Source organism: Vibrio sp. CB1-5, from assembly GCF_059412285.1.
In genome coordinates, this window is sequence record NZ_JBJHPB010000020.1 from 1 (window position 1) to 23,976 (window position 23,976).

General features: G+C 47.3%; 23 protein-coding genes. All 23 read left to right on the forward strand.

All coding sequences use genetic code 11. The features are described 5' to 3' along the window. Positions 1-279 precede the first annotated feature (279 nt). The 23 genes from flgB to fliE all read left to right on the forward strand — a co-directional run bounded on the left by flgB (position 280) and on the right by fliE (position 23,967). Positions 280-675, forward strand: coding sequence for a flagellar basal body rod protein FlgB (gene flgB, locus ACJB0T_RS14325; RefSeq protein ID WP_042496988.1), 396 nt, complete (start codon positions 280-282; stop codon positions 673-675). Positions 676-680: 5 nt separating this feature from the next. Beyond that, positions 681-1,097, forward strand: a complete 417-nt coding sequence (flgC, locus tag ACJB0T_RS14330) for a flagellar basal body rod protein FlgC (RefSeq protein ID WP_042496991.1) — start codon at positions 681-683, stop codon at positions 1,095-1,097. 16 nt (positions 1,098-1,113) lie between these two features. Then, entirely contained in the window at positions 1,114-1,821 is a 708-nt protein-coding gene (flgD, locus tag ACJB0T_RS14335) for a flagellar hook assembly protein FlgD (protein ID WP_338164997.1), read from the forward strand. A gap of 26 nt (positions 1,822-1,847) precedes the next feature. Continuing rightward, entirely contained in the window at positions 1,848-3,152 is a 1,305-nt protein-coding gene (flgE, locus tag ACJB0T_RS14340; protein ID WP_479290882.1) for a flagellar hook protein FlgE, read from the forward strand. A gap of 14 nt (positions 3,153-3,166) precedes the next feature. Further along, the gene (locus tag ACJB0T_RS14345) at positions 3,167-3,340 is read left to right on the forward strand and encodes a hypothetical protein (RefSeq protein ID WP_479290881.1); all 174 of its coding nucleotides are present in this window, start codon (positions 3,167-3,169) and stop codon (positions 3,338-3,340) included. Positions 3,341-3,404: 64 nt separating this feature from the next. After that, positions 3,405-4,154, forward strand: coding sequence for a flagellar basal-body rod protein FlgF (flgF, locus tag ACJB0T_RS14350; RefSeq protein ID WP_479290880.1), 750 nt, complete (start codon positions 3,405-3,407; stop codon positions 4,152-4,154). Positions 4,155-4,177: 23 nt separating this feature from the next. Then, the gene (gene flgG, locus ACJB0T_RS14355; RefSeq protein WP_112462175.1) at positions 4,178-4,966 is read left to right on the forward strand and encodes a flagellar basal-body rod protein FlgG; all 789 of its coding nucleotides are present in this window, start codon (positions 4,178-4,180) and stop codon (positions 4,964-4,966) included. A 15-nt stretch (positions 4,967-4,981) separates the two neighbouring features. Further along, positions 4,982-5,755: a flagellar basal body L-ring protein FlgH gene (gene flgH, locus ACJB0T_RS14360; RefSeq protein ID WP_479290879.1), complete on the forward strand. Its 774-nt coding sequence runs from the start codon at positions 4,982-4,984 to the stop codon at positions 5,753-5,755. A 70-nt stretch (positions 5,756-5,825) separates the two neighbouring features. Further along, positions 5,826-6,917, forward strand: a complete 1,092-nt coding sequence (locus ACJB0T_RS14365) for a flagellar basal body P-ring protein FlgI (RefSeq protein ID WP_479290878.1) — start codon at positions 5,826-5,828, stop codon at positions 6,915-6,917. A 10-nt stretch (positions 6,918-6,927) separates the two neighbouring features. Then, a complete protein-coding gene (gene flgJ / locus ACJB0T_RS14370; RefSeq protein WP_479290877.1) occupies positions 6,928-7,872 on the forward strand; it encodes a flagellar assembly peptidoglycan hydrolase FlgJ in 945 nt (314 codons plus the stop codon). Between the two features lie 212 nt (positions 7,873-8,084). After that, positions 8,085-9,959, forward strand: coding sequence for a flagellar hook-associated protein FlgK (gene flgK / locus ACJB0T_RS14375; protein ID WP_479290876.1), 1,875 nt, complete (start codon positions 8,085-8,087; stop codon positions 9,957-9,959). A gap of 13 nt (positions 9,960-9,972) precedes the next feature. Beyond that, positions 9,973-11,166, forward strand: coding sequence for a flagellar hook-associated protein FlgL (gene flgL / locus ACJB0T_RS14380; protein WP_479290875.1), 1,194 nt, complete (start codon positions 9,973-9,975; stop codon positions 11,164-11,166). A gap of 401 nt (positions 11,167-11,567) precedes the next feature. Next, positions 11,568-12,704, forward strand: coding sequence for a flagellin (locus ACJB0T_RS14385; protein ID WP_479290874.1), 1,137 nt, complete (start codon positions 11,568-11,570; stop codon positions 12,702-12,704). 541 nt (positions 12,705-13,245) lie between these two features. Further along, positions 13,246-14,379, forward strand: coding sequence for a flagellin (locus ACJB0T_RS14390; protein ID WP_479290873.1), 1,134 nt, complete (start codon positions 13,246-13,248; stop codon positions 14,377-14,379). A 283-nt stretch (positions 14,380-14,662) separates the two neighbouring features. After that, entirely contained in the window at positions 14,663-15,793 is a 1,131-nt protein-coding gene (locus tag ACJB0T_RS14395) for a flagellin (RefSeq protein ID WP_479290872.1), read from the forward strand. 135 nt (positions 15,794-15,928) lie between these two features. Next, complete coding sequence (locus ACJB0T_RS14400; protein ID WP_479290871.1) at positions 15,929-16,378, forward strand: flagellar protein FlaG; 450 nt, start codon at positions 15,929-15,931, stop codon at positions 16,376-16,378. 54 nt (positions 16,379-16,432) lie between these two features. Next, positions 16,433-18,394 (forward strand): flagellar filament capping protein FliD, encoded by a 1,962-nt coding sequence (gene fliD / locus ACJB0T_RS14405; RefSeq protein WP_479290870.1) that lies wholly within the window; start codon positions 16,433-16,435, stop codon positions 18,392-18,394. Positions 18,395-18,419: 25 nt separating this feature from the next. Further along, positions 18,420-18,722: a flagellar protein FliT gene (locus ACJB0T_RS14410; RefSeq protein WP_112461803.1), complete on the forward strand. Its 303-nt coding sequence runs from the start codon at positions 18,420-18,422 to the stop codon at positions 18,720-18,722. A gap of 10 nt (positions 18,723-18,732) precedes the next feature. Then, positions 18,733-19,143, forward strand: coding sequence for a flagellar export chaperone FliS (gene fliS / locus ACJB0T_RS14415; RefSeq protein ID WP_112461804.1), 411 nt, complete (start codon positions 18,733-18,735; stop codon positions 19,141-19,143). A gap of 213 nt (positions 19,144-19,356) precedes the next feature. Then, positions 19,357-20,820, forward strand: coding sequence for a sigma-54 dependent transcriptional regulator (locus tag ACJB0T_RS14420; RefSeq protein ID WP_479290869.1), 1,464 nt, complete (start codon positions 19,357-19,359; stop codon positions 20,818-20,820). Between the two features lie 210 nt (positions 20,821-21,030). Next, positions 21,031-22,101, forward strand: coding sequence for a sensor histidine kinase (locus tag ACJB0T_RS14425; protein ID WP_479292298.1), 1,071 nt, complete (start codon positions 21,031-21,033; stop codon positions 22,099-22,101). Then, a complete protein-coding gene (locus tag ACJB0T_RS14430; protein ID WP_479290868.1) occupies positions 22,101-23,516 on the forward strand; it encodes a sigma-54-dependent transcriptional regulator in 1,416 nt (471 codons plus the stop codon). Before ACJB0T_RS14425 ends, ACJB0T_RS14430 begins: the two co-directional genes overlap by 1 nt. A 139-nt stretch (positions 23,517-23,655) precedes the next feature. Beyond that, positions 23,656-23,967, forward strand: a complete 312-nt coding sequence (gene fliE / locus ACJB0T_RS14435; protein WP_042497023.1) for a flagellar hook-basal body complex protein FliE — start codon at positions 23,656-23,658, stop codon at positions 23,965-23,967. Positions 23,968-23,976 lie beyond the last annotated feature (9 nt).

Genomic DNA, 23,976 nt, shown 5'->3' on the forward strand with positions numbered 1-23,976 from the left:
TACGTACGGTTCTGTAAGAGGGATGAGGCGGTAACGCCTCACCCTACTTGATATTTGCTATGCTCACCCTTAGTGCCGCTTTGGATGAGCGGTGCGATGACATTCCTAATCATCCAACGCCTTCTTGGCGCAGTGTTTGCTAGACAGTTTTCGTTATAGCACTCACTAAATCGTCCGCTTACACGAAAATGAAGGCAATTTTCACATTGGCAAACATTTTTGGCGCGGATATTGCTTTGTAACTATGACAGGCACCTGTTTTTGAACGATGAGGTTTAAATGGCCATCTCTTTTAACAATGCACTAGGCATTCACCAACATACCGTCGGGGTACGTGAAAAGAATGCAGAAGTCATCTCTACCAATATTGCACAGGCAAATACCCCTGGCTTTAAGGCGAAAGGGATGGACTTTGACCGTGCGTTAAAAGCGGCAAGCTCAGGGGCAAGTATTGGTCTTAGCCGCACTGATGGACGGCATATTTCTGCCTCCACCAATGTTTCTGGCGAAGTGCTGTATCGCACGCCGACTCAACCAGATACGGGCGATGGCAATACCGTCGATGTAGATCTAGAACGAAACTTGTTCATGCAGAACCAATTGCGCCACCAAGCTTCTATTGATTTTCTAGGAAGCAAGTTCAAAAACATGACCAAAGCGATCAAAGGGGAGTAATTTAGATGAGCTTATTTAACGTTTTCAATGTAACGGGTAGCGCGATGAGCGCCGAATCGGTTCGTCTAAACACCACTTCTAGTAACCTCGCGAATGCCGACAGCATTAGTAGTTCAGCAAAAGACACCTACAAGGCACGCCATGCCGTGTTTGGTGCTGAGCTGAGCAAAGCAAAATATAACCGCGACCATACAGTGCCTGTGAAAGTGATGGGCATTGTGGAAAGTGATAAACCACTGAGCGCGGAGTACAACCCAGATCATCCATTAGCAAACGACGAAGGCTACATCTATAAGCCGAACGTTAACGTGATGGAAGAGATGGCAAACATGATCTCTGCGTCTCGCTCTTACCAGACTAATGTTCAGGTAGCGGACGCGAGTAAGCAGATGCTCATGAGCACGCTGCGAATGGGTAAATAGAGATAGGAGATAGCACATGGCTGGAATCAACAATGTTGGTCAAGGCAGTTTATCCTACCTTGACCAATTAAAAAAACTGCAAGATCAAAGCAAGACTGAAGAGAGCACGGGTAAACAGGATCTGAAACAAGAAGATTTCCTGTCACTACTCACTAAGCAGCTGTCTCAACAGGATCCGTTTAAGCCGGTCAGTAATGACCAAATGATTGCGCAAATGGCGTCGTTCGCGACCGTTGATGGCATTGGCAAAATGAACACTCAGTTCGAAAGCCTTAATTCATCGATGACCTCTAACCAAGCGCTGCAAGCGTCTTCGTTAGTAGGACGTGACGTGCTGGTGCCGGGTGCGGCAGGAATTAAACCTGCTGATGCTGGTATGGCGGCAATGGTGAAGCTGCCGCAATCAATGGATAACGTGCTTGTTCGTGTAGAAAATGAAATGGGTCAATTGGTTCGTACCTTCGATGTGGGTGCACAGCCTGGTGGCGATGCGCGCGTAGAGTGGGACGGCAAAGATGATCAAGGTAATCCAATGCCTGCTGGCAAGTACAGAGTGAAAGCATCTGGCTTGATGGAAGGAGAAAGCCGAGAGTTTGAAGTGTCGACGTACGCTAACGTCAACAGCGTACTTCTTGGTAAAGGCGATGGAAACGTACTGCTCAACCTAGCTGGCTTTGAAAGTCCAGTTCGACTAGCAGAAGTACTGGAAGTCGGCAAAGCATAACCGCTGGTTAGATTAGGAGATTAGGAATGTCATATGTATCTTTAAGCGGTCTATCTGCGGCACAGCTAGATCTGAACACCACCAGTAACAACATTGCCAACGCTAACACTTACGGCTTTAAAGAGTCGCGTGCTGAGTTTGGTGATGTGTACTCAAACTCTTTGTTCACTAACGCAAAAACCACTCCGGGTGGTGGTGCACAGGCGAGCAAAGTCGCGCAGCAGTTCCATGAAGGATCAAGTATTTATACTAATAACCCAATGGATCTTCGTATTAGCGGGACAGGTTTCTTTGCCGTGGCAAAAGATCGCCTTACTCCGCAGCAAAACGAACTGACGCGTAACGGTGCGTTTCACTTAAACAAAGATAACATGCTCGTGACGTCTAACGACGAGTTCCTGCTTGGTTATAAGGTCGATCCAAAAACTGACCAAGTAACGTCTTATGAAGCAGAGCCGATTGAAGTTCGAGCAGAGTATGGTGTTCCTGAAGCGACGAAAAACGTTGAGCTAGGTGCGAACCTGCCAGCGAGCGCGGAAGAAAACGATCCGACACTGTTTAACTTTAACGATGAAACGTCATATGACCGTGCAACATCGGTAACAGTGACCGATTCAAAAGGTCAGTCTTACAAGATGACCACCTACTACCTTAAATCAAGCAACCCAGCCACGCCAAACACTTGGAATGCGTTCTACACACTAACGGATGGGCAAGGCGAAAAACCACTGAACATCGAAGCCGGTGACACGACCGCTGCTAACGGTCACGTAGGTCACTCCATTACGTTTAAAAACGACGGTACTTTTAACCAGGTGAACGGTGGCGCACCGGTGAAAACCGTCGACTTCGCAACGGCAGGGATTGACATGAACGACGCTGACCCTGCACAGGCAATCAACATGAAACTGGGTACGCACACGTCATTTGCTGCTCCGTTTGAGATCACTAAGCTTGATGAAGATGGCGCAATGCCAGGCTTTTTGACCAAAGTTGATTTTGATGAAGCGGGTAACGTGTTGGGAACTTACTCAAACGGCAAAAACGTGAACCTTGGTCGTGTGGCATTGGTTCGTGTTGCTAACGAGCAAGGTCTTGACAAGAAAGGCGGCACTCAGTGGGATGCGACTTCTGCATCAGGTGAAAAAATCTGGGGTGAATCTAACAAAGGCTCCTTTGGTGCCGTTAACAATGGCACCCTTGAGCAGTCGAACATCGACATGACTCAAGAGTTGGTGGACTTGATTTCAGCTCAGCGTAACTTCCAAGCGAACTCTCGCGCATTGGACGTACACAACCAGCTACAACAAAACATCCTGCAAATCCGTTAATCGTCGGTTTCTGGATGACTTTTGACCACGTGATAGGTGTTTACCTGTCGCGTGGCCTCATGGATTTTACTCCTTTCCTTTTGCCGCCCGGTGCCACGTTGCCGTTTTTCTTTGCCATTGCCGCACTTCTTTTCCTTGCCGAACTGACAATTAATCATGGTCAAATACTTCATCTAATTGATAAGTAAAGAAAATAAATATTGGCACAGAGATTGCTTTATAGCTTCAGTACTTTGAATATTGGAGCTATCAATGGATCGTGCCCTGTACCTCGCCATGAGCGGAGCGAAGCAAAATATGCAGGCTTTGCAACTAAGAGCGAACAACCTTGCTAACGCAAGCACACCTGGCTTTCGCGCCGACCTTGCCCAAGCGCGCTCAATGCAAGCGTATGGTGAAGGTATGCCTAGTCGCGTGTTTAGCATGACAGAGCGTCCGGGACATAGCTTCGAGCAAGGCAGCGTTGTGACCACAGGTCGCGACCTTGATGTCACGATTGAAGGTCAGGGTTGGATTTCTGTACTGGATAAAACCGGTAAAGAGGGACTGACACGAAACGGCAGTTTGCGCGTTGATCAAAATGGTCTTTTGGCTAACAGCAATGGCCATTTGGTTCTCGGTGAGAATGGCACTCCGATCACGGTTCCCATTCCACTACGAAAAATCGAAATCGGCCGTGATGGCACGGTGTCGGTTATTCCTCAGGACGCACCAGCGGATGAGATGGAAGTAGTAGATCGCATCAAGCTTACTAACACGGATAACCGCTCACTATTCAAAGACACCAACGGTTTGTTCCGCAGTAAAGATCCAGCACTTGGCTTTGAAGCCTCCGCGGCTGTGCAACTGATGACCGGCGCGGTCGAGGGCAGTAACGTGAATGCCGTTGGTGAAATGACAAGTTTAATTGATCTGCAGCGTCAGTTTGAGATGCAGGTAAAACTCATGAGCACAGCAGAAGAAATGGACAAGTCGTCTAACTCGCTGCTTCGCATGGGTTAATGGTAAGGACATAGGGGAAGAATATGCATCCGGCACTTTGGGTAAGTAAAACTGGCTTAGACGCACAGCAAACCAATATTTCAACCATCTCAAACAACTTGGCGAACGCCTCTACCGTTGGCTACAAAAAAAGCCGCGCGGTATTTGAAGATTTGTTTTACCAGAATATTAACCAGCCTGGTGGCCAGTCATCTCAAAACACAGAACTGCCTAGCGGCCTAATGCTGGGTGCAGGTTCTAAAGTGGTGGCGACTCAGAAAATCCATACACCTGGCAATGCTCAAACTACGACGAACAGTCTGGATATGATGATCGAAGGCGACGGTTTCTTCCAAGTTTTGATGCCAGACGGCAACATCGGTTATAGCCGAAATGGTCAGTTCACATTAAATGATGAAGGTATCATTGTTACGTCGGGTGCTGGATATGCGCTAGAGCCAGAAATCGCCATTCCAGAAGATGCAATTTCGATTACCGTGGGTACGGATGGTGAAGTGTCAGTACGCGTACGTGGTCAGCAAGATAATCAGGTGGTGGGCAACATTACGACCGTTGATTTCATTAACCCAGGTGGCCTTGAACCAATTGGTCAAAACCTTTACTTGCCGACGGGTGCCAGTGGCGATCCAAACGAAGGCATTCCAGGTCTTGATGGTTTTGGCAAAATTCGTCAATCGACGCTAGAAACGTCAAACGTTAACGTGACGGAAGAGCTGGTCAACATGATTGAAGCTCAGCGCGTATATGAAATGAACTCCAAAGTGATCTCGTCCGTCGACAAGATGATGAGCTTTGCTAACCAACAGTTATAGCAAGAGGCCTGACTTATGAAAAAACTGTTTTGTATCTCGCTATTGGCTGTATTGTCTGGTTGTGCGCAGTTTGGACCGCAAGAAACCGTTGACGAAGTCGCTGATAGCACTACAGCAGTGGATGCCGTCGAGGGTGATCGCTCTCAATCAACCGGTATTGTTGATACGCTACGTGGCCGAACGGATCCCGTTGCTGACGATCCCGCTTGGGCGCCGATTCACCCAAAGAACAAACCAGAGCACTACGCGGCGGCAACCGGTTCACTGTTTAACACCAACTATGCGCGTGATTGGTATGACGACTCTAAGCCACGCGGTATTGGCGATATCATCACTGTGGAGCTAAATGAGGCGACGAAAGCGGCTAAAAGTGCCGATGCGGATCTATCCAAAGCCAATGACTCATCGATGGAACCATTAGAGGTAGGCGGTCGTCCAGTGACGATCAACGACTATGATTTCTCTTATGCGCTGAAAAACGACAATAACTTTAAAGGAAATTCCTCGGCAAACCAGAGCAACAGCATTTCTGGTTCGATTACTGTCGAAGTCATTGAGGTACTGGCGAATGGAAACCTAGTGATCCGTGGCGAGAAATGGCTGACATTGAACACAGGTGACGAGTACATTCGTTTAAGCGGCACAATCCGTCCGGATGACATTGAGTTCGACAATACTATTGCGTCAAACCGTATTTCTAACGCACGAATTCAATATTCTGGCACTGGAAACCAACAAGATATGCAAGAACCTGGATTCTTGGCACGATTTTTTAATGTCTCCCTATAGGAGTGGATTAATCGAATCGTAAGCGGCAAACCCTCTCCTAAGAGGGTTTGTTTGTTTTTAGGGTAACATCATGAAAAAGTTTACGTTTTTACTATTAGGTTTGTGCTTTGCCGCGGCAAGTGTACAAGCGGCACGCATCAAGGATGTGTCAGAAGTTGCCGGTGTGCGTAGTAACCAACTGGTGGGTTATGGTTTGGTGACGGGTCTTCCGGGTACCGGTGAGAAAACGCCGTTTACTGAGCAGAGCTTTCGCTCAATGCTGGAAAAATTCGGCATTCAAATGCCGATCGGTTTCAAGCCTAAATTCAAAAACGTCGCAGCGGTGATTGTGACTGCGGAACTGCCTCCGTTTTCAAAGCCGGGACAAAAGATTGATGTCACCGTATCGTCTATCGGTGCGGCAAAAAGCCTCCGTGGCGGGACACTGATGCAAACCTTCATGCAGGGTTTGGATGGTGAAGTGTACGCGGTCGCGCAAGGTAACCTCGTGGTTAGCGGTTTTAGCGCAGAAGGTCTTGATGGCTCAAAAATTGTGGGTAACAACCCTGTTGTTGGTATGATCTCAAGTGGTGCGACGGTTGAACGTGAAGTACCAAGCCCATTTTCTCGCGGTGACTACATCACCTTCAACCTACTGGAGTCAGACTTTACCACGGCGCAAAACATGGCGAATGCCATTAATAACTTCTTGGGGCCGCAAATGGCGAACGCATTGGATGCAACGTCAGTACGTGTTCGGGCCCCACGTGATTTGAGCCAGCGTGTAGCCTTCCTATCTGCGGTTGAAAACGTGGAATTTGATACCGCCGACAGCGGCGCAAAAATCATCGTTAATTCTCGTACTGGCACTATCGTTGTGGGTAAACACGTCAAGCTAAAACCAGCAGCAGTGACTCACGGTGGAATGACGGTTGCCATCAAAGAAAACCTTCGTGTGAGTCAGCCGAATGCATTTGCTGGTGGCGAAACCGTGGTTGTGCCGAACTCAGACATCCAAGTGACCGAAGGCTCTGGCAAAATGTTTAAGTTTGAACCGGGCCTAACATTGGATGATTTGGTTCGAGCGGTGAATGAAGTAGGCGCAGCGCCTTCTGATCTCATGGCTATCTTGCAAGCGCTTAAACAAGCAGGCGCTATCGAAGGCCAGCTGATCGTAATCTAGGAGCGCTGACATGATGAAAAACCCAAACGATATCGGCTTTATCCACGATATCGGTAGCCTAGACAAACTTCGTCAGCAAGCCGTTAGCGGGAAAGAAGGGGACGATGACGCGGCTTTGAAAGCGGCGGCGCGTCAGTTTGAGTCCATCTTTACTACTATGATGCTTAAGTCGATGCGTGATGCGAATACGCATTTCGAGTCGGACTTATCCATGAACCAAAATAACCAGTTTTATCGTCAAATGCTTGATGAGCAAATGTCGAGTGAACTTAGTGCCAATGGCTCCTTAGGGCTTGCGGATATGATTGTTGCCCAGCTTGGCGCAGCGCGAGCGCCAGAGACGCAAGCAGCAAGTAATCATGAACTTCGTGTGCGCAATGAATCGTTTGATTTGCCAGAGCGTGAAGCGAAGTTCGATGAAGCGAAAGCGCGTCGTACGGCAGCAGCATTGGGATTGGATGGCACAAGAACGAACGTCAAACAAGTCGACTTTGGAACGCCAGAAAGTTTTGTAAGCTCACTGAAGCCTTATGCCGATCGCGCGGCGAGATCTTTGGGTGTCGACTCCTCCCTTCTTCTAGCTCAAGCGGCACTGGAAACGGGTTGGGGGCAAAAAGTGGTCAACAACAGTCAAGGTAGCAGTAACAACCTATTCAACATCAAAGCCGATCGCAGCTGGGATGGTGATAAGGTGGCAACGCAAACGCTGGAATACCACCAAAATGTGCCAGTGCAAGAGCGTGCCGCATTCCGCTCTTATCGTAGTTACGAAGAGAGCTTTAATGACTATGTAAAGTTCTTGAATGAAAACCCGCGTTACCAATCGGCGCTAAACCGCAGTGAAGGCTCTGAGTCGTTCATTCGTGACATTCACAAAGCTGGTTACGCAACCGATCCAAGTTATGCCGACAAAGTACTTAGGGTGAAAAAACAGATTGATGGTATGGCGCTCTAGTCATTATCGCGATTCAACCAATCATCGCTCGGCACCCATGCCGGGCGATGTCGTTTCTACCTTCAAAAACTTCCATTCACTGGTCGATTTTTATTCATAAAAACATTCACTTCCAATAAGTTTTTGCTCTTGGCATGCATGTTGCATTTTAACTATCAACGACGGGCAAATCATGATGATTATTGCCCGATTTTGAGGTTTTTGGGGGCGATATGGCGTCAGATCTTCTGAACTTAGGGTCACAAAGTGTACTAACAGCTCAGAGACAGTTAACTACGACTGGTCATAACATTTCTAATGCAAATACAGAGGGTTATAGCCGTCAATCTGTGATTCAGGGTGCCAGTGACCCTAGGCAGTTTGGTGGGCAAACCTACGGTATGGGTGTGCATGTGGAAAATGTTCGCCGCTCTTGGGATCAGTTTGCCGTCAAAGAGCTCAATATGGCCACCACTCAGATGAATTTTCGCAACGAGAGCTTGTCGAATCTCGATTTGTTGTCGGGCATGCTGTCATCGGTGGCGTCGAAAAAAATACCAGAAAACCTCAATGACTGGTTTGATTCGGTCAAAACGCTCGCTGATACACCGAATGATGTAGGTGCACGAAAGGTGGTGCTCGAGAAAGCTGAACTGATACGTCAAACCATGAACAACTTCCATGAGTCTATTCGAGAGCAAGCAGATACGGCAAATAAGAAGCTCGATATGAGTATTGAGCGCGTCAATCAGCTCGCATTAGAGATCAGAGATGTTCATCGGTTGATGACCAAAATGCCGGGGCCACATATTGATCTCATGGATAAGCATGAGATGTTAGTCAAGGAGCTGTCAGAATATACCAAAGTGACGGTGACCCCAAGGGCTGAGTCGGAAGGGTTTAACGTTCATATTGGTAATGGTCATACACTTGTTTCTGGAACTGAGGCCAGCCAGTTGAAGATGATCGACGGTCACCCCGACGTTCACCAACGACGCTTGGCGATGATAGAAGGAAAAGGGATCAAAGCCATTAAGCCAGATGATATTGGCGGAAAAATTGAAGGGATGCTGGATTTTAGGGACAAAGATGTGCCTAATTTAATGGATGAACTGGGAAGACTGTCTACGGTTTTTTCTCATCAAGTAAATAAACTTCAAAGACAAGGTATCGATCTCAATGGTCGTATAGGTCGGGACATCTTTGTTGATCCTAACAGTGACCGCATTGCCAGAACTCGGGTTGTGACTTCAAAAGACTCTGAAGCTGATATTGCTGTGTATATTGCTAATACAGAGCAATTGAAGGGGGGAGAATATGCAGTTCGTTATGACGGTAACAACTATATCGTGACCAAACCAACTGGCGAAACGGTACAGCTTGAAGAGCAGGACTCAGGGTTTTATCTGGACGGTTTTTTTGTGGTAATCAATGAGGAACCTGAGACTGGCGAGCGATTTCTAATTCGGCCAACTCGGAATGGGGCTGCCGAACTAGAGACGCAAACCACCGACCCAAGCCGAATTACGGCTCAGAGTTTTGAAGCTTCAACGACGCAGGCGCTAGGTACGGCGAGCTTTAAACTCCTAGCTGCCGGAGAGTTACGAGAGTTTGAAGTTATCGTTTCACCAACAGGTGAAGAATTCGCGGTTACAGATACAAAAGGCAAGGTTGTTCTTGAGCCTCAGTGCTATCCCCCAAAGGAGCCTGTTACCGTAATGGGGACGACCTTTGAATTGTCCGCTGGTGCTCTGCCGAATGACAAATTTACGGCCAACTTAACTGTTTCGGTTGGTGATAACGGGAATTTACGCAAGATGCTCAACATTCAAACCGACAAGTCTGTTAATGGTGGCGACTCAACAATCGTAGATATCTATCATAACTTGAATACTGACGTAGGTTTGCAGGCTTCTACAGCGGCGCGATTGCAAGAGGTCGCCAATCTTGAACACGAATCCGCTCAAAGTCGGGTTGCGTCTATATCGGGCGTAAATTTGGACGAAGAAGCAGCAAACATGATGAAATTTCAGCAGGCCTATATGGCCTCGTCTCGTGTGATGCAGGCGGCTAATGAAACGTTCGATACCATTTTGGCGTTGCGATAGGAGGTGATGGAACATGATGAATCGCATTTCTAGTTTTCATAACTATCAAACTGTTCAAAATGACCTGCGTCGTCAGGAAAACAAAATTCACCATAATCAGGCTCAACTCGCGTCGGGGAAACAGTTACAAAAGCCAGCGGATGACCCACTCGCTGTTCACTATTTGCAAAAAGTGGGTCAGCAGTCTAAGCAGTTGGAACAGTATAACGATGCAATCGTACTTACTAGAAATAGACTGGAGAACCAAGAAGTAATGATCAGAGAAACGGAACAGTTCTCTGATAAAGCGAAGCGATTGACCATGGAGTCGATCAATGGTGCTTTATCTACACAAGATAGAGAAGCAAAAGCACGTGAAATAGAAGAGCTTACAAGGAACTTCATTGCTCTGGCGAATAGCCAAGATGAATCGGGAAACTATGTATTTGCGGGCACCAAGCCCAAATTTCAGCCATTTCTTCGTGACAACAACGGTGATGTTAGCTACGTGGGGGATGACTATCAGAGAAAAATGCGTATCTCTAATAGTATGGAGATTATCACCAGCGATCCTGGCAGTAAGTTGTTTATGGAAATAGAGAACCCATTCGGTGACTATCAGCCAGACTATTCGTTAACCAATAAATCAGAGCTTCTACTCAATCGAGCTGAGAACGAAGATCCCAGAGACGACGGTAAATATAAGGTCACCTTTGTTGACATGGGACAGAACAACTTTGCGTATCAGCTGGAGCGTAATGGGAAGATCGTTCAAGTAGAAGACTATGAGCCGACCACCGGCGTTAACTACAAAGAACTCAATATTACAATCAAGGGGCAGATCAATGCCGGTGACAGTATTGAGCTGACTCCAAAAAAACAATTTAGTGTTCTTGATACGTTTAATCAAACGATTAAGTGGCTTGACAATGATGTTTCCGATGCGTCGGCAACTGCTAAGTTACACCAATTTACGGAAGAATTTCATCAAGCGTTCTTACATCTGACCAAAGCTAGAACGGATATCGGTGCGAGGCTGAATACACTGGATATACAAGAATCACAGAATGAAGATTACAAACTCGCTTTAGCGAGATCGAAGAGTCATTTTGAGGATCTTGATTACTCCAAAGCGGTGATTGAATTTGAAGAGAATACGAGAGCACTGCAAGCATCACAGCAAGCGTTTGGGAAAACCAAAGACTTAACTCTGTTTAACTATCTCTGATGTGTCGCGCTTCGGCTTATCGGTTGCCCTATGTGCTTAGCCATAGGTGCAGAGAGTTGAGGCGGCAAATCGAGTAGTGGTGGTATTGCCACCGTTATCACTAGCGAGTGCAAACGAGTTTACTATTTATTTATGTTGTGAGTGTTTTCTTTTTAATTTATTGATTTCTCATAAGTTAAGTGAAATTTGATTTAAGGTAAAAAACTTGGCACGAGATTTGTATTAACTAAGTTGAACCACTGTGCTTTGCCATTCGGGTAGGGCTCAGGCAGAGAATTTGAACAGATACTCCATCTGATACGGGGTATCAGGTGGATGTAGACGGTCAGTCGTTGCCAACGGCTATCTGGCCGCTTCGCAATCCAACTTGAAGCGCTTGCGAACTCATTTAGGAGAGCAAAATGGCAATTACAGTAAGTACTAACGTTTCTGCGATGACCGCACAGCGTTACCTCAATAAGTCCTCGAATGACTTAAATACGTCGATGGAACGTTTGTCATCAGGCCATAAAATTAACAGTGCCAAAGATGATGCAGCAGGTCTGCAAATTTCTAACCGCCTAACTGCGCAGTCTCGTGGTTTGGACGTGGCAATGCGAAACGCCAACGACGGTATCTCGATTGCACAAACGGCAGAAGGGGCGATGAATGAGTCGACCAATATTCTGCAGCGTATGCGTGATCTTGCGATTCAATCATCAAACGGCACTAACTCGGCGTCAGAGCGTCAAGCTATCAATGAAGAATCGACAGCATTGCAAGCAGAGCTAAACCGTATTGCGGAAACCACGTCATTTGGTGGACGTCGTTTGCTTAACGGTTCGTTTGGCGATGCATCATTCCAAATTGGTGCCAACTCTGGTGAAGCTATGATTATGGGGCTAACCAGCATCCGTGCTGATGATTTCCGTATGGGTGGTACGACGTTTACTGCGACAAATGCAAAAGATTCAAGCTGGTCGGTAGACCCTAACGCTGCCGACTTAAAATTTGAGTTCACCACGAAAGCGGGCGAAGCAGTAACGGTAGATATCGCAGCGAAGGCGGGTGATGACATTGAGCAGCTAGCGACCTACATTAACGGTCAATCTGACTTGGTGAGTGCATCGGTTGGTGACAACGGTGAACTGCAAATTTTTATCGCGGAGCCAGATCTTGATGGTGCGGTGACGATCTCAGGTGGTCTAGCAACAGACCTAGATCTCACTAACGTTGGCGTGCAAACCACAGTACAAGATATCGATATGACCACGGTAGCGGGTTCACAGAATGCAATCTCTGTATTGGATTCAGCTCTGAAGTATGTCGATTCACAACGTGCAGACCTTGGTGCGAAGCAAAACCGCCTGAGCCACAGTATTAATAACTTAGCGAACATCCAAGAAAACGTTGAAGCGTCGAATAGCCGCATCAAGGATACCGATTTTGCTAAAGAGACAACCGCTATGACTAAGAACCAGATCCTGCAACAAGCAGGTACCTCGATTCTAGCTCAAGCGAAACAGTTGCCTAACTCTGCGATGTCACTACTACAATAGTAAGACGTCCAGATAAAGCAGAGGATACCTAGCCAGACGTGGCGTAATTATCTTATTGCTTGGCAAGCATACCTTGTGAAAGTGTTGGGGCTCTCTCTCTCAACTTGCCCTGATACGGCCATAAGGTATGTCGGAATGCCGGATTGTGTTCATTTCTCTTGATCTCCGCACAGGCCATGGCTTCCACCCCAGCCCCAGTTCTCTCAAAGGAAAAGGGGCTTTTTCTTTTTTAGGCCACCAGAAATCTGTTTATCCACTTAACCTCGTGTTACCTCAACCCCTGACATTCCGTACTCTCCAAGCTAATTTTTATTGAAAAAATCTGACTGTTTCGGCCGCCCCTTACCGAACTTTAGCGCTTTTTTGGCAAATTGTTGCCATCTGCTCACTTCCTGACCAAACGGATGTTTTATTTAATTTTTTTCCGTTTTTTCCTAAAGGTTTTTTTCGCCGCGTCGTTAAAAGATTAACTTTGAGAGAACTACTTGGTTTTCCGAGACGTCGGAAACCGCTACACCGGAAAATCAATTGGAGAAACACCATGGCAGTGAATGTAAATACAAACGTATCAGCGATGACAGCGCAGCGTTACCTAAATAACGCGAACCAAGCTCAACAAGCTTCAATGGAGCGTTTGTCTTCAGGCCACAAAATCAACAGCGCGAAAGACGACGCAGCGGGTCTACAAATCTCTAACCGTTTGAACGTGCAAAGCCGTGGTCTGGATGTTGCAGTACGTAACGCCAACGACGGTATCTCTATCGCACAAACGGCGGAAGGTGCGATGAACGAGACCACCAACATCCTGCAACGTATGCGTGACCTATCACTTCAATCAGCAAACGGCTCCAACTCAAAAGCTGAGCGTGTTGCGATTCAAGAAGAAGTGACGGCACTAAACGACGAGCTGAACCGTATCGCAGAAACCACGTCTTTTGGTGGTAACAAGCTACTGAATGGTACGTACGGTACTCAGTCATTCCAAATTGGTGCTGACAACGGTGAAGCGGTGATGCTAAGCCTGCGTGATATGCGCTCAGACAACTCGCAAATGGGTGGCAGTAGCTACCAAGCCGGTAACGCGAAAGATAAAGACTGGAGCGTAGCGGCAGGTGCTAACGATCTGACGATTGACCTAACAGACAGCTTTGGCGACGCGCAATCCATCACTATCAATGCAAAAGCGGGTGATGATATTGAACAGCTAGCGACGTACATCAATGGTCAAACGGACTTAGTGAAAGCGTCTGTTGACCAAGACGGTAAGCTGCAAGTATTCGCTGGCAATAACAAAGTGGATGGTGCAGTGGCATTCTCTGGAGGCCTAGCGGGTGAACTGGACATGCAAGCGGGTACTGCTGTAACGGTTGACACGATTGATGTAACAACTGTTGGTGGCTCACAAGAATCGGTGGCTATCCTAGACTCAGCACTTAAATACGTGGACAGCCACCGTGCAGAGCTTGGTGCATTCCAAAACCGCTTCAACCACGCAATCAACAACTTGGATAACATCAACGAAAACGTGAACGCGTCGAAGAGCCGTATCAAAGATACCGACTTCGCGAAAGAAACGACGGCGATGACTAAGAACCAAATCCTATCGCAAGCATCAAGCTCAATCTTGGCGCAAGCGAAGCAGGCACCAAACGCAGCACTAAGCCTACTGGGTTAATTGAGTTAACCAGTGATAGACACAGACCAGAGCCTCGGCTCTGGTTTTTTTTGCCCTTTTAACGTCACCCCATCAGTCATTTCCTACCGACATACTCTCCGCCTATGACGATCAAGCTCACATTTATTCAATCAATTGAATTAACGACAAAAAAAACGCACTTTTTTTCTAAAGCTTCTAAATGAATCGCCGTTACAGGGATTGAGAGAAATGAAATCAGATGTGCCAATGTGAGGTGAGAGACACAGAGGCCATCTACCCCTGAATGCCTAAGGAGATCAATATGGCAATTAATGTAAACACTAACGTGTCTGCAATGACCGCCCAGCGTTATCTAAATACCGCTGCGGAAGGTACACAAAAATCAATGGAGCGTTTGTCTTCTGGCTATAAAATCAACAGCGCAAAAGATGACGCTGCGGGTCTACAAATTTCTAATCGTTTGACGTCGCAAAGTCGCGGTCTAGATATGGCGGTGAAAAATGCGAACGATGGTATTTCTATCGCGCAAACAGCAGAAGGTGCGATGAATGAGACCACCAATATCCTGCAACGTATGCGTGACCTATCGCTTCAATCTTCTAACGGCTCAAACTCAAAGTCAGAGCGTGTTGCTATTCAAGAAGAAGTAACAGCGCTTAACGATGAACTGAACCGTATTGCAGAAACGACCTCTTTCGGTGGTAACCGTCTCCTTAACGGTACTTACGGCACACAATCTTTCCAAATCGGTGCGGACTCTGGTGAAGCAGTTATGCTTTCTATGGGTAACATTCGCTCTGATACTGCAGAAATGGGCGGTAAAAGCTACGGTTCTACTGTCAGCGCAGACGCAGACTGGGAGGTTGGCGCCGGCGCTAACTTAACCATGTCTTACACCAACAGACAAGGCGACGAGGTTAGCCTAGATATCTCTGCAAAAGAAGGCGATGACATCGAGCAGCTAGCAACGTATATCAATGGTCAAAGTGAAGATGTGAAAGCATCTGTTGGCGATGATGGCAAACTGCAGCTTTACGCTTCAACGCAAAAAGTAACAGGCGATGTGACATTTGGTGGCTCTCTAGCTTCTGACCTTAGCATCGGTGCAGGTCAAGATGTGACAGTGAAAGATATCGATGTCACATCGGTAGCGGGCGCTCAAGAAGCGGTTGCAGTGCTTGATGGCGCACTTAAGAGTGTTGACTCTAAACGTGCTGAACTTGGTGCTTTCCAAAACCGTTTCAACCACGCAATCAACAACCTTAGCAACATCAACGAGAACGTGAATGCGTCAAACAGCCGTATTAAAGACACGGACTACGCAAAAGAGACAACTGCGATGACTAAGAATCAGATCTTGCAACAAGCAAGTACCTCGATTCTTGCTCAAGCGAAACAGTCTCCATCGGCGGCACTTAGCCTACTAGGCTAATTTCGTCGTAGACCTTAGGCAGGTTGGTTGGCGGTAACATCCCTTTACCGCCGACTTCCAATTTCAATGCTATTGCTCAACAAGAAGTACCCTTGTTGGAGTTGGACAATACAAGGTTAGAAACGGGAGAGCGAAATGGACATTTCATCCTACGCATCGAACCTTCAGCCTTTTGCCTCATCGAGTGGCACAGAACTTGCTTCGAAAAATACTAAAGATGCCGCCTCGCAACAAGTAAAGACCGAGAATAAAGAGAAGTCTCAGTCGGTTGACGAGGTCAATAAAACCGAGACGCCGGAGCTGACTAACAAGAAAGCCACCGAAGTCATTCAACGCATTGCCACTGAGCGACAGCATCTAAATGATGCTGAGCGCGAGAAAATGGTGGAGCGACTAGATAAATTTTTAAGCGACATGAATACGGGATTATCGTTTCGTGTTGATGAAGAATCTGGACGCAACATTTTCACGGTGTATGCCAAGGAAACGGGGGATGTGATCCGCCAGTTTCCGGATGAAGAACTGCTCGACGTTTTACGCCGCATCGAACAGCATGGCTCGTTAACGATAGACATGCTGGTGTAATGCCTGACTCAGTTGAGTTCGGGTTGGTATAGATTTGAAGTAGTTTGGTGAATAATGGGCCCGATAGGGATGTCATCTGGCATGGATATCAATTCCATGGTGAGCAAAATCGTCGATGCGGAGCGCATACCAAAGCAGCAACGTATTGATTTTGAGCGCGCAAAAATTGATACCAGTATCAGTGCCTATGGACGGCTCCGAGAATCACTCGATACGATGAAAAACCTGATGGCAAATTTTCGTCAGGAAAAAGCGTTTGCACTGCGCAGTGTAAACAGTACTGAAGAAAATATTGTCACAGCCACAGCGACCACAGATGCGATCGCTGGCAAATACGCTGTTGATGTCTTGCAGCTTGCACAGAGCCACAAAATTGCCTCAGACGTCATCCCTGATGACACGCGATTTGGGCCGGGTAAGCTGCAAATTTCCCTTGGCGACGAGCAGTTCGAGCTATCCCTTCGTAAAAATTCTAGACTCACTGACGTGGTGAGAGCCATCAATGGCGCCAGTGATAACCCCGGTGTTCGAGCTTCTATAATCAAAGACCGCAATGGCCCAAGGCTCATTGTTGCCTCCGATCAATCTGGTGCTGAAAAAGCGCTAACGATTGGCGTTGAAGCTGAACCTGGCAATGATCTGTTCCGTTTTGAGTTCAAAACCATAGAACAGCGCGTGCGCGATCTCGAACAAGTGCAAGCAGAAGCGTTAAGTGTACTTGGTTTGCCACCGCAAGACGGTGAACAAGATCAAGCTATGGGTGAGGCTCAAGAGTCTCAGCCAGGTGAAGAAACCGCCGATGGTCAAACCGTTGATGGGAAAGCGGCTGAAGACACGCAAAGTGCTGAGCAGGCAGCGCAAGAAGGCGAAGCAAATCCCGAAAACCCTCAGGAGGCAAATTCTGGCCGCCCTGAAGATACGATTCCTGGTTGGACAGAAACGGCGTCTGGCACCCTAATGGATTCCTATCAAGCTCCAGAACCTGAGCTTGATGAAAAAGCGATTGAAAAATCGAAACAAGTACCAGGCTGGTCGAACACCGCCTCTGGTACCTTAACCGACTCTTACGTCACCCCTGAAGAGGCGCAAGCTAAGCTCGAGGAAGAGCTCGCAGCGGAAAAAGCGGCGATAGCGAAGGCTGTGGCCGATGGTGATATGACGGAAGAGGAGGCTAAAAAGCTAGAGCGCGAAAAACTGTCGCCAGAAGAGCGCGAACGGTTAGAAAAAGTGGAAGCAATCCAGTCAGAACTCGCTGAAGCTCAGCGTTCAATGCAAATTTACATGGGAATGTCTGAAGTCCAATCTGCGCAAGATTCAGTCGTTCTTCTCGATGGTGTGGCTGAACTCTCAAGTCACAATAATGTGATTGAAGATGCGATTGAAGGTGTGGACTTGACTTTAAAAGGCACCACCAAACCTGGAGAGCGAGCTGCCGAAATCGGCGTTGAGTACGACAGAGATAGCGTACGCGCCGACATTGAACAGTTTGTGAATGCCTACAACCAGTTCTTTCAAGTTTCTCAGGACCTATCCAAAGTTGATCCTACCACGGGAAGAGCTGGGCCACTCGCGGGTGACAGCATCGTACGTAGCGCCGATTCTAGGCTAAAAAGCGTGTTTTCCAGTAGCATAGAAGGCGCACCAAAAGATCTGAGTTCTCTTACCGAGTTTGGTATTACCACGACTCGAGAAGGACGCCTTGAAATTAACTATCAGCTGCTCGATAAGCAGCTCAACAATAACTTTGGCAATCTGGGTGATTTCTTTGGTGGCAATAACGGATTTGCCAAGAAGGTCGAAGATGCTATTCACAGCATGACGGGAATGACGGGCTCTATCCGTACTCGGGAGAAAAGTCTGTCGGAGCAAAACTACCGCCTCAATGACGACCAAGCCTCACTAGACCGGCGTATGGAAGGGATTGAGAAGCGAACTCAAGACAAGTTCGCCGCGATGCAAGATGCGACCGGAAAAATGCAAGCGCAGCTCGCTGGTATGATGAATGCCTTATCATAATGATTATCCGTACGGAGTTAATTAAATGCTTATTTTCAATGAGTTAAGTGATTTGGATCACCGTTTATTATCTCTGATAGAAAATATTGACCCAGAGACTGAAGAAATTCATCAGTTGGTCGATAAAAGAGAACAGTTAATCAAAACCATTATTGATGTCTGCAAAAGGAATCCGAACCTGCAGCAAAGTGCTCAGTGGCAGCAGGTGGTCGAGTCGACTCGCCATATTGCGCAACTGATGGAATCAAAAACGGAACAATTGGGACAGTCGTTAAGAAAATACCGACACGGTAAACGTTCCTTACAGCAGTACAAAAAATTTATTTGAGAGGATAGTGATGCGTGGTTCATTGCAAGCATACAAGAAAGTTTCTGTAGACAGTCAGTTGACGGCTGCCTCGCCGCACAAAGTTATCCAAATGCTTATGGGTGGTGCTATCGAAAGGCTAATCCAAGCAAAAGCGGCGATGGAACAAGGCAACATTCCTGTAAAAGGTGAGCGTATTGGTAAAGCTCTCGACATTATTATCGCGCTGCGTAGCTGTTTATCTATGGACGATGGTGGTGACATCGCTAAAAATTTAGACCAATTATATGAATTCATGATTGGTCAAATTACAGAGGCAAACCATGAAAACAACCCGCAGCCAATTGATGATGTGATTGAGATCATCCGTGAAATCAAGTCAGCGTGGGATCAAATCCCTGCTAACTATCACAACCTAACAGCTCAAGAAGTGGGTATTTAAGCGGAATAAACCTCTTAATCTGGCGGTGTGTCAGTTGCCTTCTTAAATTAATGCCAATAGAATAGACGCCATTCTTAGCCTAATGGCGCTTTTTTGTATCTAAGCATCTGTTTTATAAAACTCTTGTTGTGTTTATAAATCCCATTCGTCGCACGAATCTTGCGATAATATGGAGGTGCAAAGGTTGACTTATCAAGGCATTTTACCTGACACATGCAAGACCTAGCTAAACTTCTTGTTATTGCTGACGACTCGCAAGTGCGCAATAACCTCCAGACTATTCTTGAGTTTGTAGGTGAGCATTGCGTTGCAATTTCATCGAGCGACATCAATCAGATTGATTGGACTCAGACTTGGTCTGGGTGCATCGTCGGTGCCCTGCAAAGCGCAACGCTCTCTAATGCCTTGTTGGCTCAGCTTTCTGTGTCAAATCACATCCCGCTTCTTGTTACGAGCGAGTTTTCGGGTGCTGTCGAATCACTGACTAGCTTTGTGGGTGAACTCGAATTTCCGCTCAACTACCCACAGCTCAGCGATGCTTTACGTCATTGCCGCGAGTTTTTGGGACGCAAAGGCGTTCAAGTGCCATCGGCGACGCGCAAGAACACGCTGTTTCGCAGCCTAGTCGGTCAAAGTTCTGGCATCCAAGAGGTTCGCCACCTGATTGAGCAAGTCTCTGGTTCAGAAGCGAATGTGTTGATTTTAGGAGAGTCGGGCACAGGTAAAGAAGTGGTGGCGCGCAATATTCACTATCACTCCAGTCGCCGTAAAGGCCCGTTTGTACCGGTTAACTGTGGTGCGATCCCACCAGATCTGCTGGAAAGTGAGCTGTTTGGTCACGAGAAAGGGGCGTTTACTGGTGCGATTACAGCACGTAAAGGTCGCTTTGAACTTGCTGAAGGCGGCACACTGTTTCTCGATGAAATTGGTGATATGCCAATGCCAATGCAGGTAAAGCTGCTGCGTGTACTTCAAGAGCGTGTATTTGAACGTGTCGGTGGAACTGCCGTTATCAAAGCCAATGTTCGTATTGTTGCTGCGACACACCGCGATCTTGAAACCATGATTCAAGAGACTCAGTTTCGTGAAGACCTCTACTATCGCCTGAATGTGTTCCCAATCGAAATGCCTTCACTTCGCGAGCGCAAAGAAGATATTCCGTTGTTACTTCAAGAGCTTCTAGCACGTATGGAAGCGGAAGGTGGTCAACCGATCTGCTTCGCACCGCGTTCAATTAACTCTTTGATGGAGCACGATTGGCCGGGCAATGTTCGCGAACTCGCCAACCTAGTAGAGCGCATGGTGATCCTGTATCCAAATAGCCTAGTTGACGTCAACCACCTTCCGGTGAAGTATCGTTATAGTGACATCCCTGAGTTCCAACCAGAGATGAACACGCTAAAGACCATCGAAGAACAAGAGCGAGATGCACTGGATAGTATCTTCTCAGATGATTTCTCTTTTGATGCTGAGCCTGAGTTTGATCCACAGATCGCGCCTCAGTCGCTGCCGCCAGAAGGTGTGAACCTGAAAGAGATGCTGGCAGAGCTTGAAGTGAATATGATCAATCAAGCACTGGATGCGCAAGATGGCATCGTTGCTCGTGCGGCAGACATGCTTGGTATGCGACGCACCACCCTAGTTGAGAAAATGCGTAAATATGCCATTCATCGTTAGCTATTCATCGCTTTCCCTTCACGACAGACAGAGTAAATTTGACGCAGTTCACGCTTGAAAATTGACGACAAATTATTGACGCAGCTAAGTGTCTGAAAAATAACAGATATAGCCCGGCATGCTTTTTGCATTTTCGGGCTATAGTCTTTTATGGCCTTACGTATTTCTACGAGCAGTATTAATGGAAGGAAAGCCTCGTTCATGAATCAGATGGTTAACGAATCCTCGCAGCCTGAACCCGAGTCTAGTTCGCACTTAGATTCTTTAGAGTCGCAAGTTGAGCGCTATCAGCAGGTCATAGAAGCGATGCCTGCCGGTGTGATTTTGTTAGATACCCAAGGTGTAGTGCGTGAAGCTAACCCTGAAGCCCATCGCATACTTGAAATCCCGCTAGTGGGGCAAAAGTGGTTTCACCTCATTCAAGTTGTGTTTGACCCGAAAGAGGATGACGGGCATGAGGTATCGCTGCGTAATGGTCGCAAAGTACGTTTGGCTATTTCAGCGTCATCGACTGGGCAACTGATCCTGATTACCGATTTGACGGAAACTCGTTTACTGCAATCGCGAGTCAGCGATTTGCAGCGTCTGTCTTCATTGGGGCGCATGGTGGCTTCATTGGCACACCAAGTCCGCACGCCGTTATCGAGTGCGATGCTATATGCTTCAAACTTAGCCGCACCGAACCTTCCACAAGCGACGCGCGAGCGTTTTCAAGTCAAATTGGTCGATAGACTGCATGATCTCGAGAAGCAAGTTAATGACATGCTGCTATTCGCCAAAGGCGGCGATAACAAGGTGATTAAGCCATTTACTATTGATGATTTGGTTGCCGAATATCAGCCGATGGTCGAGACCACGCTTAAAAGCAATCAAATCGACTACTGCTTGGAAGTCGAACAAGAACAGACACCGTTATTAGGCAACGTAAATGCGCTAGCGTCTGCACTTAGTAATCTAGTGCTTAACGCGGCGCAAATTGCGGGCAAGGGCTCTCAGGTTGATGTGTTCCTTAGAACGGTAAATAACGAATTAAAGATTTCGGTACAAGACAGCGGCCCTGGCGTACCGAAGGCGCTACAACAAAAAATTATGGAGCCATTTTTCACTACACGCTCTCAAGGCACTGGCCTTGGGCTTGCGGTGGTTCAAATGGTGTGTCGTGCCCATGAGGGGCGATTGGAATTAATATCAGAAGAGGATGACGGTGCGTGTTTTACCATGTGCATACCACTGGCAAAAACATCGTCTAACCAAGTAGTAACGGACGAAGGACATAATTGATGGCTCAGAGCAAAGTATTGATCGTTGAAGATGATGAAGGTCTTCGCGAAGCATTAGTCGATACGCTGGCGCTTGCTGGCTATGAATGGGTTGAGGCAGATTGCGCAGAAGATGCGTTGGTAAAGCTGAAAACACAACCTGTAGACATTGTGGTTTCTGATGTTCAGATGGCTGGCATGGGTGGTTTGGCACTGCTTCGTAATATTAAGCAGCACTGGCCGAATCTACCGGTTCTTCTAATGACGGCCTATGCAAACATTGAAGATGCTGTGGCGGCAATGAAAGAAGGTGCTATCGATTACATGGCGAAGCCTTTTGCCCCTGAAGTGCTGCTTAACATGGTTAGCCGATACGCCCCCGTTAAGTCGGACGACAATGGTGACGCTGTGGTCGCAGATGCGAAAAGTATTCAGCTGTTAGCCTTAGCTGAAAAAGTGGCTAAAACTGATGCCGGCGTAATGGTGCTTGGCCCTAGTGGTTCGGGTAAAGAAGTGATGTCTCGTTACATTCACAATAAATCACTGCGTGCGGATGGTCCATTTGTTGCGATTAACTGTGCAGCCATTCCAGACAACATGCTAGAAGCAACGCTGTTTGGTTACGAAAAAGGTGCCTTTACCGGTGCTATCCAAGCGTGTCCGGGAAAGTTTGAGCAGGCGCAGGGCGGCACTATTTTGCTGGATGAAATCAGTGAAATGGATCTTAACCTGCAAGCTAAACTGCTGCGTGTTCTGCAAGAGCGAGAAGTAGAGCGTCTTGGGAGCCGTAAAAGTATCGCCCTTGATGTTCGCGTTCTAGCAACCAGCAACCGTGATCTTAAACAGTACGTGCAGGAAGGCAATTTCCGTGAGGATTTGTATTACCGTCTAAACGTGTTTCCAATTGCGTGGCCTGCATTACGTGAGCGTACCGGTGACATCGCCCCTCTCGCACGCCACTTAACGGAGCGTCATTGTAAGAAATTGGGTATGCCGGTGCCAGAGTTTACTGAGCAAGCTCTAGCGAAACTGCAAAGTTATCCTTGGCCTGGCAACGTCCGTGAGCTCGACAATGTGGTGCAACGTGCGCTGATTCTTTGCGATCAAAGCCAAGTCGCTGCGGAGCATATTTTGCTCGAAGGCGTAGATTGGCAAGATGCATCAAGTCTACAAATGGCAGTATCAGACCCAGTATCTGTTGCAGCGCCGATCGTTGCGCCGGTGGCGGAAGTCGAGTCTGAACTGGCTCGTCCGGTGGCGAGTGGTGAAGGGCTTGGCGGTGAGCTTCGAGACCAAGAGTTTGCGATCATATTAGACACATTGAAAGAGTGTGAGGGTCGTCGTAAAGAGATGGCTGAGAAGCTGGGCATCAGCCCACGCACTTTACGCTATAAGCTCGCTAAAATGCGCGATGCGGGAATTGAGATCCCTAGCTAAACGTCACAATTTATTTGCCCTCGGTGCTGGTCAGCATCGGGGCAAGCGTGGCATAATTTTTGCTGTTTTATTTCCATAGACCAGAAAAGTCAGAATTTAGAAAGGAAGCTGTCAATTAATTGACAGAAGATGGTACAGCATGAAAGTTGACGGACTACACCACGAAATGCAGGCAATGATGTTTGAAGCCTCAAACGCCAAGCCGACAGCGACCGCCCATCAAGTGGGTGCCAACTTTGGCGACATGTTGTCCCAAGCAGTGAACAACGTAAATGGTCTTCAAAAAACCTCTGGTGATCTACAAACTCGTTTTGATCGCGGTGACGCCGATGTCTCATTGTCAGATGTCATGATTGCTCGCAATAAGTCGAGCGTCGCTTTCGAAGCAACCATCCAAGTGAGAAATAAGCTCGTCGAAGCCTATAAAGAACTCATGAATATGCCCGTGTAATCTAGGTAA